The sequence below is a fragment of the Paraperibacillus esterisolvens genome, assembly GCF_046237625.1.
Lineage (GTDB): Bacteria > Bacillota > Bacilli > Bacillales > DSM-1321 > Paraperibacillus > Paraperibacillus esterisolvens.
In genome coordinates this window covers 2,347,473-2,361,020 of the sequence record NZ_CP143545.1, presented here as the reverse complement: position 1 = coordinate 2,361,020, position 13,548 = coordinate 2,347,473, and the positions used below count along the sequence as shown (strand labels likewise).

The window sequence follows — 13,548 nt, the reverse complement described above, 5'->3', positions numbered from 1 at the left end:
GCAGGGCTGGAAAGAACAGCTGCATCGGGAAAAAGGAGTCCGGATAATATCCAGCCGGACTCTTTTTTTATTTCAGTGGAAAAAATAACAAGGATTTTTTGAAAAGTTCTCTTTACTTAGAGCTGGGCATGAAATGAGTACTCTGGATAAAAGAAGCCATCCAGCCTTCATATTCCACCATATGAATTACAACTTAAACAAACGCTATAAGGTTATGTCACAGATTATAATTCTATAAATACTCTAGAGCGTTCTCAATATCATAATCCTTCAGGTTGATATCAAGCTCCCTTCCCAGGGCCAGATCTGCAAGCTGGGAGCCGAGATAGGGGCCGGTGGTGAGACCTGAGGCGCCCAGTCCATTTCCTGCGATCAGGCCCTCCCAGCCAGGCACATGGCCGATCACCGGAAGATAGCCGGGTGTATAAGGCCTGAAGCCAGTCCTGACTTCCAGCAAAGTGGCATTAGAGAGGCGGGGTGCCACGGAAAAAGCCTTGGACAGGATATCTTGAACTCCTCCTGCTGTCGGCCTTGGGTCAAAGGTCTCTGTGTCTTCATGGGTGGTTCCGCAGAGGATGCTGTTGTCGCTTAAGGAGAGAAGATACTGGCTCCCGGGAGGCATGACTACAGGCCAGCGGGAAGTCTGTATATCCGGAAGCTCCATATGGACAATTTGGGCTTTCTGGAAGCTGACTTTGAATTGTATTCCAAGCGGGGCAAGCAGACTCGCGCTCCATGCCCCGCCGCAGTCTATCACTCTGTCTGCATGGATAATCTCTGTATTAGTTTTGATCCCTGCGACTGCTCGTTCTCCTTTAAGAAGTTCAGCATGGCCTGAAATAAACCTTGCGCCGCTTTTCTTTGCGGCTTTTAACAAAGCATCTCTTAAAGATCTGCCATTTACCCTGCCGGCCCCGGATATATAAACGGCACTGAACTCCTCGTCCAGCAGCGGGTATAATTCTCTTGCTTCTTCAGGGGATATTATCTGGATCTCTCCCATTTCAGGAGCATTTTCCCTTCGCTCTATTGCCCTTTCCTTCAGTTTTTGTAATTTATTCTGATCGGTATGGAGGCATATGGCCCCTACACGGTCATAGCCAGTATCGGTTTCCCCGACTTCAGCCAATTCATCAATCAAAGAAGGGTAATAAGCGGCCCCTTCCCTGGCCAGCTTGTACCATGCTTTATTCCGGCGCTGTGAGATCCATGGGCAGATGATACCTGCAGCGGCAGCGGTAGCCCCTCCATCATCCCCGCGGTCGGCGATGATAACATCAGCACCTGCCTTCGCAAGCCGGTAAGCGGTGGATGCTCCCAGGATTCCTGCCCCAATTACAATGATTCTCATTATTCACACTCATTTCTATACGATAAAATGGATCGGCATAAGTATTATAATCTTTTATCATATAAATTAATAACGCAGCCCCGGCGCACCCCAAACTTTTTTATAACTCTTAGGGTGTTAAATTTGATAATATATTACATGCCGGAAGGAAAAAAGAAACACACTAATAGAAAAAGGATGTTCTGTTTATGAATGTAACCAAATTAGATGAAAGAGTCATATCCATACTAAAAGATAAAATCGAGACTATTGGCACAGATCAGGGAGCGATATATCTGGTCGGTCCAATCAAGCTTCCTGTAAATTTATATGGAGAAACCACTGTATTTCAATGGTATTGCTGGCTTAATTGTGACGAAGAAACAACAAGCTACGAAAAGATCATAGATAAGCTGTCTTCACAGAACCTGGCGGAGCTGCAGCAATCGAGTGTCCTGGTTTACGGAGATTTTGAACAAGGTGAAGATGCCTTGATCCGCATGCATTCCATCTGCCATACAGGTGATATATTCGGCAGTAAACGCTGTGATTGCGGCTATCAGCTAAAGCAGTCCTTAAAGATGATTGCAGAACACGGTACTGGGGCTCTATTTTATCTCGCGAATCATGAAGGCAGGGGAATCGGTTTATTCAGCAAGGCAATGGCCTATGTTCTGCAGGAGAATGGCTATGATACCGTCGATGCAAACATTCAGTTAGGGTTTGTTGATGATTCAAGGAATTACAGCGATGCCATCTCGGTTCTGAAAGCACTGAGGAGCAAGCCGGTAACCCTGATTACGAATAATCCAAAGAAGCTAAAAGCGCTAGAGGAGTCCGGGATGCTTGTTACAGGCAGGACACCGATATGGGGAGATATATCAGAGTTCAATGAAAAATATCTGCAGACTAAAATCAACCGTTCCGGTCACATGCAGAATGAAGGGTACACGAATGAGCAGCCATGAGTTTTATATGAAGCTGGCCCTGGAGAGTGCGGCTGCCATGAAGGGGCAGACCGACCCCAATCCTCTTGTTGGCTCAGTGATTGTAAATCATAACCGGATTGTCGGAATAGGTGCCCATTTAATGGCGGGAGGGCCTCATGCTGAAATCCATGCGCTCCGGATGGCTGGCGGGGAAGCGGCCGGAGGGACTATCTATGTGACTCTCGAACCTTGTTCACATCATGGAAGAACTGGACCATGTGCGGAGGCAATCGTGGCAGCAGGCATTAAACGGGTTGTTATTGCAGCCGGAGATCCCAACCCTCTCGTGTCTGGGCGCGGAATAGGTATTCTTGAAGGGGCAGGTATAGAAGTGATTACCGGGATCCTTGAACAGGAATCGATAAGGATGAATGAGGTATTCAATAAATTTATTGCAGAGCAGCTTCCATTTGTCACCCTTAAGTCAGGAATCACTTTGGACGGAAAAATTGCTTCCCGCAGCAATCACAGCAAGTGGATTACATCTGAGGAAGCAAGACTCGATGTCCAAAAGCTGAGAAATGAAAACAAGGCGATCTTAGTTGGCGTCGGCACCGTCATTCATGATGACCCGTCCCTTACTGCCCGCGTCCCGAATGGCCGCAATCCCATCAGGGTGATCATGGATACCACGCTAAGAATTCCGCTGGATGCGAAAGTCATACAGGATAAGGAAGCTGAAACATGGATATTCACCGGAAGCCGTTACGATGATCAAAAAATGGATCGGCTTAAGGAACTGGGAATCAAGGTTTTTACTACAAACAGCTCCACTGGAGTTGACGCTGTCCAGCTTCTTCGTATTTTAGGCGAGAATCAGGTTTCATCACTTCTGATAGAAGGCGGCGGGACCGTAAATGCAGCCTTCCTTGAACAGGGACTGGTGGATAAGGTTGTGTTATATTTTGCTCCCAAGATAATAGGCGGGCGCAATGCACCAACTTTTTTCGAAGGAGCCGGATTTGAAAAAATGTCAGATGCGCTTGAATTTAAGGATTACAGCATGAACCCGGTAGGTCCTGATTTTAAGTTCATCGGCTATCCTGTCAATCATTCTATGAAGGGGCCAGGAAAATGAGAATCGGCTTTGACATCGACGACACACTGATCAATCTTCGCGAGCACGCATTTAGTCTATATCAGAAAAAATTAAGCAAAAAGATTCCTCTGGAAGTATTCCGCGCTTTAAAAACTGTTGAAATCCATGAACCTTTCGGAATGGATGCAGAACAGGGGAAGGCAATGTGGAACGGCTTGCTTGAAGAGATTTATTATACAACCTGCCCGCCAATAGAATCAGCAGTGGAAGCCCTGCAGCAGCTGGACAGGGAGGGCCATGAGATATACTACATCACCGCCAGGCCGGCTGAACATGGGGAACGGACGAAGAAATGGATGCAGGAGCAGGGTTTTCCAATCCACCCTGAGAGATTTTTCTGCGGAATGAAAGATGAAGAAAAAATACGCACCATACAGGAGCTGGAGCTTGATTATTATTTTGATGACAAACCGGCAGTGTTACGCACTCTTGCAGGTGAAAAAGTAAAGGCAGTTGTGATGGATCAATCTTATAATCAGGATCTCCAGATGCCGCGGATTAAAGATTGGTCCCATCTTCATGATATTTTTGAAAAATGATAGAGGCTGCCCGCTGAAATTCGGGCAGCCTGCTTCGCGATCTCCCAGGTCCAGGATTCTTTTAGCGGCAGGCAATTAAGTGCAGCACCTCCGGCAAAGCCTCAATTTCACTAACCAGTCCAACGGAAGAAAGATTGTCCGTTTTCCGATTGGTCCTTGCTGTTTTAGATAAAGGATGAAATGGCTCTTTAATTATAGTGCAGACTGGAAATGAGAAAATATGCAGGCAATCCTTAATTTAAACTAGGGCTTTCTCCTTAATATCTCCCTAAAATTCCTTATGAATCTGCAGGAAATATAACCTCACCGCCCAGTACGGAACTTAAAAAAAGCGAAAATCTTCGTTGTTTACCCGAAGTTCAGTGAAATTCTCTGACCGCAGTAAATGAAGTCTGTCAATATTAGTCGATATTTGCTGATATCTTTCATGCCTGCCCCCTGTTAATATAAATTTATACTAATCAACAGGATTTAGGCGGCCCGCATCGTAAGGACGGTTTTAGTTACATAGGCAACTATCTGGAAGCTGGCTGGATATTGACTCATCAAACATATTGGAGGGATCCTATAGTGAGTATAGACTTCGGAGTTAGCCTGGCAGACCATCCTGCAAAATTGAACGATGAAGCACTTGTCAGGCGCGTTCAAGGCGGGGATGGGGAATCTTCTGAAATTTTGATCAATAAATACCGTAATTTTGTCCGGGCGAAGGCTGGACCGTATTTCCTGATCGGTGCAGATAAAGAGGATATCATTCAGGAGGGGATGATCGGGCTTTTTAAAGCCATGCGTGATTATAAAGAGGACAAGCTTTCCTCTTTCAAAGCCTTTGCTGAGCTTTGTGTGACCAGGCAGATCATAACGGCCATCAAGACCGCGACAAGGCAGAAGCATTTACCGCTCAATTCCTATGTTTCATTGGATAAGCCCATCTACGATGAAGATTCTACACATACTCTGATGGATATCATTCCTGCTGCCAAGATCATGAATCCGGAAGCATGGATTATCAATCAGGAAAACGCAGACGATATCGAGCTTAAAATGGCAGCGCTGCTGAGTGATCTGGAGCGGAGGGTGCTGGCGCTGTACATGGACGGACAATCCTACCAGGAGATATCCTATGAGCTGAATACTCATGTTAAATCAATAGACAATGCACTGCAGAGGGTAAAACGAAAGCTGGAGCGTTATCTGGAATTGAGAGAGGTCATTCATTCTTAATCATGGCAAACGGCGATTTCTTTGTGAAGTCGCTTTTTTCTTGATTCCCGGAATTGTATGTAAATCTGCTTTAAATACATAAAACAGGCGATATAAAGAGTTTTATACCGCCGCAGGATTGTAATTTTAGCTATCTTGATCCTGGTCCTGGTTTTGGTCCTGATCAGAATCTGAATCAGCTTCTGATCGGGATCGGACTCTCGATCTTGAATCAGAATCAACATGGATGTCAATGCTAAAATCTACTTTTGCGTTGCCTGAATTGTGGATTTTAGAGTTGGCGTGTGAATTGCTTTTATTATGGTTTTTCAGATCATTATCACTGTCATTATTATTGTTTGAATCATTTCTGCTGTGTACATCGCTGTCTACATCCGAGTTTGACCTGGATTTATTTCTGACATCATTATCAATTGTGAAATCCACATTTGCATCAGAATTTGATCTGGATCTTCCGTTTCCGCTTTTAGCCATATTATATCCCCTCTCACCTTTTCTAAGATTACTGTATTCATCTCCAGTGAAAAAGGAATGGACAAATATCCATCCCGCGGAATTTTTTATAAAAAAGCCGGGACGGAAAGTACGAATAATCGGGCCTCTTCATAGAAAAAGCTGGATGGTGGATATTGGATACAGCTCGCCGCCTATAGCAAGGATATATGAAAAAGTAGAGGAGCCAGCAGAAATTGATTTCAGCTCTTTTATAAAAAAAGATGATCCGCAGTTATAGCAAAAATCTGTTAAAACCGACTGGTGTCCAGAATATGAAGAAATTGTTAAAGAACAAAGAGTGTTTATTTTATAACTAAAAAGTTGTTTTAAACATTAAGCTGTCTCTAATAATAAAGGACTGGCAGCTAAACCTAAACTGTCAGTCCTTCGTTTCTTTAATTTTCCTGCTTCATCGACATCTTATCATTTGTCAGCATAAAAACAAAAACCAGTACAAAGAAAGCTGGGAGGAGGGCCCAGGTAAAGGCGAAAGATATCGAATCTGCCAGTGCATTTGTTATCTTCTCAAGAACAGGAACTGGTATATCCGCCCGCAAGCATGGGGCAAGGATTGCTCTGGGGTCAGTAAGATCCGCATTCTTTGCCAGGTTTCCGAGACTGGAAAACAGCTGCTTCATATTGTCTGTAAATTCGTTTCTTTGAAGTATGCCGAAAATGGTTATTCCGATTGTCATGCCAAGCTGCCTGACAAAAGACACAGTAGAATTTGCTGAACCCCGCTGCTGCGGGGCCACATGATGAATGGCCGCCATACTTAGGACAGAAAAAGATGCTCCGGTCCCAAGCCCCACTATGATCATGTACATCGTAACCGTACTTTTAGCGGTGTGTGCATCAATAGTGCTGAGCAGGGACATCCCGATTGCAAAAATAACTGCAAAGACGACCATTACCCGCCGATATCCCAGCCTTGCTGCGGCTATTGCACCAGCCTGGCTCGAGACCACTACACCAAGCATCATAGGAAGAAGTATCAAGCCTGAATTAGTTGCAGTGCCGCCATATACCCCCTGAACGAAGATAGGAATATAAACTGAAGCAACAATAAATGCAATTCCATAAAACAGACCTACTAACGTACTTGCAGCAAAAAGACGGTTCTGAAACATATTAAATGAAATGATAGGGTCAGCAGCTTTTCTCTCGGCTGCAAAGAAAATGATAATCAACACTCCAAAGCCAGTGAACAGCCAGATAATCTGTGATGAATCCCATTCGTATTTATTGCCGCCAAGCTCTAGTGCAAACATCAAACAAACAACCGCACCCACCAGGGTCACTGCACCCAGCCAGTCAATCTTCTGCTCTTTGTGCTGAAGTGATTCTTTATAGTTGAAAAGAATAAGGAAAAAGGCGATTATTCCAAGCGGAAGATTAATATAAAATACCCAGTGCCAGCTGATATAATCAGTTATGTAAGCTCCAAGCAGCGGTCCAAACACACTCGAAAGCCCAAAGACCGCACCAAAAAGGCCTGTCATCTTCCCCCTCTTTTCTGGAGGAAAAACATCAAAAATGATGGTAAATGTAATTGGAATAAGTGCACCGCCGCCGATCCCCTGAATAGCACGGAAAATGCTCAGCTGCTCGATCGTCTGTGCAGTTCCGCAAAGGATTGAACCAAATAAGAATAGCAGCATTCCAAAAAGGAAAAATCGTTTTCTTCCATACATATCCGACAGCTTGCCGAAAATTGGCATGCCAGCCATCTCCGCGACCATGTATGCAGAAGTGACCCAAATAAACTTCTCAAGCCCGCCAAGGTCTGAAACTATCGTTCCCATAGCAGTGGCGACAATGGTGTTATCCATTGAAGCCATTAAAATAGACAGCAGCAGCCCTGCCATCACTAAACCGATTTTGCTTTCCTGTGCTTTAACCATATAGCAGCCCCTTTTATATATATATACATGGTACTCAGGGTTAAATTTTAGCAGACGGAAAAGTCCTTTGGCAATATGAATTAGAAGTGTGCTGGGACTACTTTTCAGACGGCCTGCTTTCAGCCTCAAACAGGATATATGGAGATTCCTTTAAGGCAGCCTGCGATATTATAGACAATCCCATTCCATTAAAAATATTCTGGTTTAATGAAGTCCGGTAAAAGGGAATTCTATAGGAATAACCGAGAACCTGCAGCAAAGAATGGAGTGTGAGTTATGGCAAAACGGTCATTAGGGCCCATTATTATCGTTGGCGGCATCCTTGTTGTCCTGATTTTCATGCTGATGGGAAGCTATAACGGGTTTGTGAATGCTGAAGAAAATGTGGATCAATCATATGCCCAGATAGAAAACCAGCTTCAGCGCAGGCTGGATTTGATTCCTAACCTGGTAAATACTGTGAAGGGCTATGCTGCCCATGAAAAAGAAACAATAGAAGCTGTATCGGATGCAAGGGCAAGGCTTGCAGGCGCCAGGTCGCCTGAAGAAGAGGCGACTGCCAATGCAGAACTCAGCGGTGCCCTCAGCAGACTTCTGGTTGTAGTCGAGAACTATCCCAACCTTAAGGCTGACAAGCAGTTCACACAGCTCATGGACGAGCTTGCAGGAACTGAAAACCGCATATCAGTGGCAAGAAAGGATTATAATGAGGAAGTTTCCATTTACAACAAAAAAGTTAAACGTTTCCCAGGTGCCCTGGTTGCGGGGATAACTGGATTTGATAAAAAGGAATATTTCAGGGCAGATCCTAAATCACAGGAAGCTCCAGATGTAAATTTTGGAGGAAAGTGATATGCGTTCAGGAAATAGAGCGGCCATCTTCATGCTCGTTCTCCTTTTCGTTCTCATAGCAGGCAGAGCTATGGCGGCTGGACCCGAACCAATCCCGCGCCCCACTGGTGACGTATATGTTCAGGACCATGCCAATATTTTGAATCCAAACGAAGAAGCTCAAGCGATCCAGCTTGGACGGACGGTTGAGGACAGAACGACGAACCAGGCTGCCATCCTTACTGTCCAGACGATCGGAAATGAATCCATCGAGGAGTATGCGAATAGAGCCTACCGTGAACTTGGGCTTGGAACGAAGGAGAAGGATAACGGGGTGCTCCTGGTGCTTGCTATGAAGGAGAAGAAAATCAGGATAGAGACCGGATATGGTCTGGAGGGAGAACTGCCGGATGGGAGGGCAGGCAGGATTATTGATGAAAACGCCCTGCCCAGCCTTAAGGCAGGAAGGCCAAATGAAGCAGTCATCAAGACGTACGGCGCAATAGCAGACGTTATTTCAGGCGGCACAGGTACAGATGATGCAGCTGCTGACCAAAAAGGAAGCGGCATTCCTGACTGGCTGTTCATTCTTATCGTGATTGCTTTTGTCTTTATCGATATAACCTTCTTTGGAGGAACTCTTACCTTCTTCCTATTTTCCCTGATCGGAAGAGGAGGAGGAGGAAGGGGCGGACCCCGGGGAGGCGGCGGAGGTTCTTCAGGCGGCGGAGGTGCCAGCCGGGGATGGTAGGAAAAAAAGGCAGCAGGCCGTATACGGCTGCTGCTTTTTTGGTTCCGGAAGCTTATCAAATTTCTTGCGAGCCGAAAGCACTTCTCTCACCTTCTGGAACGGAGTCCGGCCCATGTTCCGGCAGCCAGGCCTCCAAGACTGTCTGTAATAAGGTCTGTCATCGTATCCTTGTTTCCTCCTCCTTGTAAAGTCATCCCGAAAAGCTGGTCAGAAGTAAATTCATATACTTCCCATAAAACTCCGCCAAAAACTGCAAAGGAAAACGTGAAAAGGAAAACAAACCAGGGAGAAATACGCTTTCCTGCTTCTCGATGAACCAGCCTTTCATAGAGCGCGATGCCCATGAATCCGAGTAAAATGCCGCTGAGGCCGTGAAGGAACGAATCCCACCAGCCAAGATGATACCAGCCGCGGATGGATCCAAGATATTGTGAGGCGGTAAGGAAAAGAATGTAGCAAATGGTGAGGGGACCGTTAAAGCTTATGTGTATCAAAGGAAGGAGCAGAGGAATGGCACCGCAGAAAATTCCCGCTGCAGCAACGGATGCTTTGAACGTTTCCCCATTGAGATAATAGATTACAGCCAGGGCAGCCATAAAAAAAACGTATAAATAACAGAGAGCTTTAATCAGTTTTTTGTCCATAATTCACACCTCGTTATATGTTCGACTGCTTTTGCCGAAATGCTGCATAGATGGCAGAAGCCAGGCCTCCGCCTAAACCGGCGAGAAGATCCCGCATAGTGTCCGCGTTACCGCCTCTCTGCATCGTTTCCGTATAGTAAAGGTCTCCAAAAAATTCGTATACCTCCCAAAAGACACTGGAAGAAGCAGCAAGGGATAGACTGAAGAGAAATAGGAGCAATGGAGAAGTTCCTTTCCTATCCTCTGGTTTCACGAAAATCTTAAATAAAAAAAGGGCGATGAAACCCATAAAAATGCCTTTATATAAATGTAAGACCGTGTCCCACCAAAGGATATGCAAATAGAATTTTCCGATTGAGCCCAGAAAGGTTGAACAAAAGATGAAAACATAATAAGCAAGGATGATTGGTATATTGAAAGGTCGATGTTTCATAATTAACAGCAAAAGCGGCAGGGCGCTGACCAAAATTCCGCCTGCTGCAACCTGCCAGCGTGAAGTGTCATCCTTCATAAAGTAAAATATGAATAGACCGGCCATAAAAAACATAAAGATGACAGACAGGGCAAGAATCACCTTTTTTTCCATTTTATTTTTCACCTCCCTGTCATTATGCCCAGCCCGGCTGAAAAAGTACGCTTTGCCGAACCGTTTTTTTAAAATACTTGAGCAAAAAAGCCTTTTGTTTCTCTGGAAATGTGATACTATAAGATAGTCATTATTAACAGCATATAAGAGAGGTTCTTAGCTACCCTCTATAAAAAACTAAGGAAAAACAGTGCTGCTTTTCTTTAGCGGCACTGTTTTTTCGTGTAAAGGAGCGTTCACATGCAAAATGAAAAAGCCCTTGTTGTTTTCAGCGGGGGACAAGACAGCACCACCTGCCTTTTCTGGGCTATAAAAACATTCAAGGAAGTAGAAGCAGTCACCTTCAATTATGGACAGCGCCATGCGCTTGAGATTGACTGTGCCAAGTCCATTGCCAATGAATTGGGAATTCGGCATCATATATTGGATATGTCTCTTTTGAATCAATTGGCACCCGGTGCCTTGACGCGTGATGAAATACCGGTCGAGGATGGTGAAGATGGCGGCTTGCCGAATACGTTCGTGCCGGGAAGGAATCTGCTTTTCTTGTCATTTGCGGCAATCCTGGCAAGGGGAAGAGGTGCGAGGCATATTGTAACCGGCGTATGCGAAACCGATTTCAGCGGGTATCCGGACTGCAGGGATAATTTTGTTAAGTCCCTGAACGTCAGCATCAATCTGTCCATGGATGAAAACATGGTTATCCACACACCGCTTATGTGGCTGGACAAAAAAGAAACCTGGGCGCTGGCAGACAGCCTGGGCGCACTCGGCTTTGTCCGGGAAAAAACGCTCACCTGCTACAACGGAGTAATTGCAGAAGGATGCGGTGAGTGTCCAGCCTGCCGATTAAGGAAAAAAGGGCTGGATGAATATCTGGCTATAAAGTCTTAAAAATACAACATCAGCCGGCTGATTGAGCCGTGGAAAGGAGCATGCCGCATGATCAGAATCATCCTATATTTACTATCCATTGTGGCGGCGAATGTGGTGACTGCCAAATTCGCGCCGCTGACTTTCGGAGCGTTTATCGTCCCAATGGGGACCCTGCTTATAGGGGCAACCTTCATCCTGCGTGACCTTGTGCAGAACAAGCTGGGCAGAAGCAGGACTTATGCAGCAATCGGAACTGCTCTCCTGGTTTCGGCGGCAGTCTCCTTCATTTTGGACGATACGCTTTTAATTGTTCTGGCGTCAGCCATTTCTTTTGCGATATCGGAAACTACCGATACAGAAATTTATACAAGGCTCCGCCTCCCTTTGGCATGGCGGGTATTTTACAGCGGACTTGTCGGCGGCCTGCTTGATTCCGCGGTCTTTGTCCTGATCGGCCTAAGCCCTCTTGGGGCAAATATCCTTCCATGGGAAGCCGTTCCGGCAGCCATCCTGGGGCAGGTTATTGTCAAAACCATCATTCAGGGGCTTGGCGCTATGATTCTCCAGAATGTATGGAGCAGAAAGGAAGCGGCAGCATAATAAAGAGTTCGATGGGTCTTTTGGATACCATCTTTTTTTAGGAAGCTGGAAACTTGGATTTCCGGCACTGAAAAAATTCAGAATTCTGTCCTGTGATGTACCATTACAGGACTCGTTAATAAAACCGCAAAAGAGGCGATTCCCAGATTGAATTATTCAACCTGTGAATCGCCCTCTTTCTTTTTATCGGCGATGCTCGACCAGGTCAATGACTCCAAGGACCACATGGGCCAGGCCAAAACCAAAAACAGTGTTGGCCACCATCTTGTTGGAACGCGGCATTTGCTTCATTGCATATCCTGCAGCTGTCACTGCGGAACCTAATGCAGCCGGGATCAATCCTTCACGAATGTCCATCGTCAGTTGCCCCCCATAATCGCAGATATTGATGATTGAAATCATCCTGACTAGTTTTGCCTTCAGGATCTGAGGTATGCAGATAAAGTGTTAAGGAATAATAAGGTCTGTGTGATCTTTTGGGAAAATTGTGATGTGATGCTGTCAGGCGTTTAATTTGCCTTAATGGGAGCCGGGTGTAAAAATGATATAGTATAAAACAGCATACAGCTGAAGAAATGGAAGGAAGTGCAGCATATGGCTAGCTTATTGGATTCATTTGAATACAAAGGCCTTAAATTGAAAAATCGTATCGTAATGCCACCGATGTGCCAATATTCCGTAGACAAAAAGGACGGAGCTCCGAATGAGTGGCATTTCAGTCATTATACAAGCCGGGCAATCGGCGGAACCGGGTTGATCATCATGGAAATGACAGATGTGGAACCGGATGGAAGAATTACTGATAATGACCTCGGGCTGTGGTCTGATGATCAAATACCAGCCTTCAGGAAGATCATTGAAGCCTGCCAATCTTATGGTTCAAAGGTCGGCATTCAGATTGCGCACGCAGGAAGAAAGGCAGAGGACGCAAAGGTTCCGGTTTCTTCCACTACCGATGCTTTCTCGGATCGATATAACCAGCCCCGGGCTCTTTCAACAGAGGAAACAGAGGAAATGGTAGAAAAGTATGCAGCTGCAGTACGGAGAGCCATCCAGGCGGGTGTGGATACAATTGAAATTCACGGCGCGCACGGTTATTTGATCCATCAATTCCAATCTCCGCTTACAAACAAGAGAACAGATAAATACGGTGAGGACAAGGCGCTCTTCGGTATCGAGGTAATCAGGGCAGCGAAAAAAGAAATGCCGGAGGATATGCCGCTCATCTTCCGTATCTCTGCAGTGGAATATGCGGATGGAGGTTATGACCTGGAGCATTCAGCCGAGCTTGCAAGACGCTATAAAGAAGCAGGTGCAGATATCCTGCACGTATCCTCCGGAGGAGAAGGAACCACCGGTCCCCAATATTCAGGACCGGGCTATCAGCTCGACTTCGCTGATAAGCTTCGCAAGGAAACAGACATGCCGGTCATTGCGGTCGGCCGCCTGGAAGACTTCGAGCTGAGCGACAAAGCCATCCGTGAAGGCCATGCTGACCTTGCTGCCATCGGGAGAGGCATGCTGTCAAGTCCTTATTGGGCTAATGAAGCGTCCATCGCCCTTGGCGGGGAGCCTTTGACTCCAAAGCAGTATCGTGCCGCTTACAGCATAAAATAAATACCAAAGACAGCCAGCCCCGTTGCTGGCTGTTTTTCTATGGAAAAGAGCGGAGCTCATGGT

The 13,548-nt window shown here is 45.8% G+C and carries 15 protein-coding genes and 1 riboswitch; of the genes, 9 read left to right on the top strand and 6 right to left on the bottom strand.

Translation table 11 applies throughout. The features are described 5' to 3' along the window. Positions 1–232: 232 nt before the first annotated feature. A complete protein-coding gene (locus tag V1501_RS11900; RefSeq protein WP_409293332.1) occupies positions 233–1,354 on the bottom strand; it encodes an NAD(P)/FAD-dependent oxidoreductase in 1,122 nt (373 codons plus the stop codon). A 185-nt stretch (positions 1,355–1,539) separates the two neighbouring features. Here V1501_RS11900 and V1501_RS11895 point away from each other — a divergent pair, with 185 nt between their 5' ends. The 4 genes from V1501_RS11895 to sigH all read left to right on the top strand — a co-directional run bounded on the left by V1501_RS11895 (position 1,540) and on the right by sigH (position 5,181). Beyond that, entirely contained in the window at positions 1,540–2,298 is a 759-nt protein-coding gene (locus V1501_RS11895; RefSeq protein WP_409288361.1) for a GTP cyclohydrolase II, read from the top strand. Beyond that, entirely contained in the window at positions 2,285–3,397 is a 1,113-nt protein-coding gene (gene ribD / locus V1501_RS11890; RefSeq protein ID WP_409288359.1) for a bifunctional diaminohydroxyphosphoribosylaminopyrimidine deaminase/5-amino-6-(5-phosphoribosylamino)uracil reductase RibD, read from the top strand. Before V1501_RS11895 ends, ribD begins: the two co-directional genes overlap by 14 nt. Then, positions 3,394–3,957 (top strand): 5' nucleotidase, NT5C type, encoded by a 564-nt coding sequence (locus V1501_RS11885; protein ID WP_409288357.1) that lies wholly within the window; start codon positions 3,394–3,396, stop codon positions 3,955–3,957. Before ribD ends, V1501_RS11885 begins: the two co-directional genes overlap by 4 nt. Positions 3,958–4,527: 570 nt before the next feature. Continuing rightward, positions 4,528–5,181, top strand: a complete 654-nt coding sequence (gene sigH / locus V1501_RS11880; protein ID WP_409288355.1) for an RNA polymerase sporulation sigma factor SigH — start codon at positions 4,528–4,530, stop codon at positions 5,179–5,181. Positions 5,182–5,307: 126 nt separating this feature from the next. Here sigH and V1501_RS11875 read toward each other — a convergent pair whose 3' ends face one another. After that, positions 5,308–5,655, bottom strand: coding sequence for a hypothetical protein (locus tag V1501_RS11875; RefSeq protein WP_409288353.1), 348 nt, complete (start codon positions 5,653–5,655; stop codon positions 5,308–5,310). A 416-nt stretch (positions 5,656–6,071) separates the two neighbouring features. After that, positions 6,072–7,580 (bottom strand): MDR family MFS transporter, encoded by a 1,509-nt coding sequence (locus V1501_RS11870; RefSeq protein WP_409288351.1) that lies wholly within the window; start codon positions 7,578–7,580, stop codon positions 6,072–6,074. 276 nt (positions 7,581–7,856) lie between these two features. On the opposite strand from V1501_RS11870, the gene V1501_RS11865 reads away from it, so the two are divergent. After that, the gene (locus V1501_RS11865; protein ID WP_409288349.1) at positions 7,857–8,432 is read left to right on the top strand and encodes a LemA family protein; all 576 of its coding nucleotides are present in this window, start codon (positions 7,857–7,859) and stop codon (positions 8,430–8,432) included. Between the two features lies 1 nt (position 8,433). After that, positions 8,434–9,162, top strand: coding sequence for a TPM domain-containing protein (locus V1501_RS11860; protein ID WP_409288347.1), 729 nt, complete (start codon positions 8,434–8,436; stop codon positions 9,160–9,162). Between the two features lie 86 nt (positions 9,163–9,248). Here V1501_RS11860 and V1501_RS11855 read toward each other — a convergent pair whose 3' ends face one another. Together V1501_RS11855 and V1501_RS11850 are read right to left on the bottom strand one after the other, a co-directional pair. Then, a complete protein-coding gene (locus tag V1501_RS11855) occupies positions 9,249–9,806 on the bottom strand; it encodes a hypothetical protein (RefSeq protein WP_409288345.1) in 558 nt (185 codons plus the stop codon). A 13-nt stretch (positions 9,807–9,819) separates the two neighbouring features. Further along, the gene (locus tag V1501_RS11850; RefSeq protein WP_409288343.1) at positions 9,820–10,392 is read right to left on the bottom strand and encodes a membrane-spanning protein; all 573 of its coding nucleotides are present in this window, start codon (positions 10,390–10,392) and stop codon (positions 9,820–9,822) included. Between the two features lie 143 nt (positions 10,393–10,535). Continuing rightward, a riboswitch (PreQ1 riboswitch) is annotated at positions 10,536–10,579 on the top strand. Positions 10,580–10,632: 53 nt separating this feature from the next. Between V1501_RS11850 and queC the strand changes: the two genes are divergently transcribed. Both queC and V1501_RS11840 read left to right on the top strand, forming a co-directional pair. Further along, on the top strand, positions 10,633–11,286 hold the full coding sequence (queC, locus tag V1501_RS11845) for a 7-cyano-7-deazaguanine synthase QueC (protein WP_409288341.1): 654 nt from the start codon (positions 10,633–10,635) through the stop codon (positions 11,284–11,286). A 51-nt stretch (positions 11,287–11,337) separates the two neighbouring features. After that, on the top strand, positions 11,338–11,868 hold the full coding sequence (locus V1501_RS11840; RefSeq protein ID WP_409293331.1) for a VUT family protein: 531 nt from the start codon (positions 11,338–11,340) through the stop codon (positions 11,866–11,868). A 183-nt stretch (positions 11,869–12,051) separates the two neighbouring features. Here V1501_RS11840 and V1501_RS11835 read toward each other — a convergent pair whose 3' ends face one another. Beyond that, positions 12,052–12,225, bottom strand: coding sequence for an asparagine synthase (locus V1501_RS11835; RefSeq protein WP_409288339.1), 174 nt, complete (start codon positions 12,223–12,225; stop codon positions 12,052–12,054). A 237-nt stretch (positions 12,226–12,462) separates the two neighbouring features. On the opposite strand from V1501_RS11835, the gene V1501_RS11830 reads away from it, so the two are divergent. Further along, positions 12,463–13,485 (top strand): NADH:flavin oxidoreductase/NADH oxidase, encoded by a 1,023-nt coding sequence (locus V1501_RS11830; RefSeq protein ID WP_409288337.1) that lies wholly within the window; start codon positions 12,463–12,465, stop codon positions 13,483–13,485. Positions 13,486–13,548 lie beyond the last annotated feature (63 nt).

What these genes read in the sequence shown, in the direction of transcription:
- V1501_RS11895 (WP_409288361.1), top strand. Translation starts at nt 1,540, where the DNA reads ATGAATGTAACCAAATTAGATGAAAGAGTCATATCCATACTAAAAGAT.
- ribD (WP_409288359.1), top strand. Translation starts at nt 2,285, where the DNA reads ATGAGCAGCCATGAGTTTTATATGAAGCTGGCCCTGGAGAGTGCGGCT.
- V1501_RS11885 (WP_409288357.1), top strand. Translation starts at nt 3,394, where the DNA reads ATGAGAATCGGCTTTGACATCGACGACACACTGATCAATCTTCGCGAG.
- V1501_RS11855 (WP_409288345.1), bottom strand. Translation starts at nt 9,806, where the DNA reads ATGGACAAAAAACTGATTAAAGCTCTCTGTTATTTATACGTTTTTTTT.
- V1501_RS11865 (WP_409288349.1), top strand. Translation starts at nt 7,857, where the DNA reads ATGGCAAAACGGTCATTAGGGCCCATTATTATCGTTGGCGGCATCCTT.
- V1501_RS11850 (WP_409288343.1), bottom strand. Translation starts at nt 10,392, where the DNA reads ATGGAAAAAAAGGTGATTCTTGCCCTGTCTGTCATCTTTATGTTTTTT.
- V1501_RS11870 (WP_409288351.1), bottom strand. Translation starts at nt 7,580, where the DNA reads ATGGTTAAAGCACAGGAAAGCAAAATCGGTTTAGTGATGGCAGGGCTG.
- V1501_RS11835 (WP_409288339.1), bottom strand. Translation starts at nt 12,225, where the DNA reads ATGGACATTCGTGAAGGATTGATCCCGGCTGCATTAGGTTCCGCAGTG.
- V1501_RS11830 (WP_409288337.1), top strand. Translation starts at nt 12,463, where the DNA reads ATGGCTAGCTTATTGGATTCATTTGAATACAAAGGCCTTAAATTGAAA.
- V1501_RS11860 (WP_409288347.1), top strand. Translation starts at nt 8,434, where the DNA reads ATGCGTTCAGGAAATAGAGCGGCCATCTTCATGCTCGTTCTCCTTTTC.
- V1501_RS11875 (WP_409288353.1), bottom strand. Translation starts at nt 5,655, where the DNA reads ATGGCTAAAAGCGGAAACGGAAGATCCAGATCAAATTCTGATGCAAAT.
- queC (WP_409288341.1), top strand. Translation starts at nt 10,633, where the DNA reads ATGCAAAATGAAAAAGCCCTTGTTGTTTTCAGCGGGGGACAAGACAGC.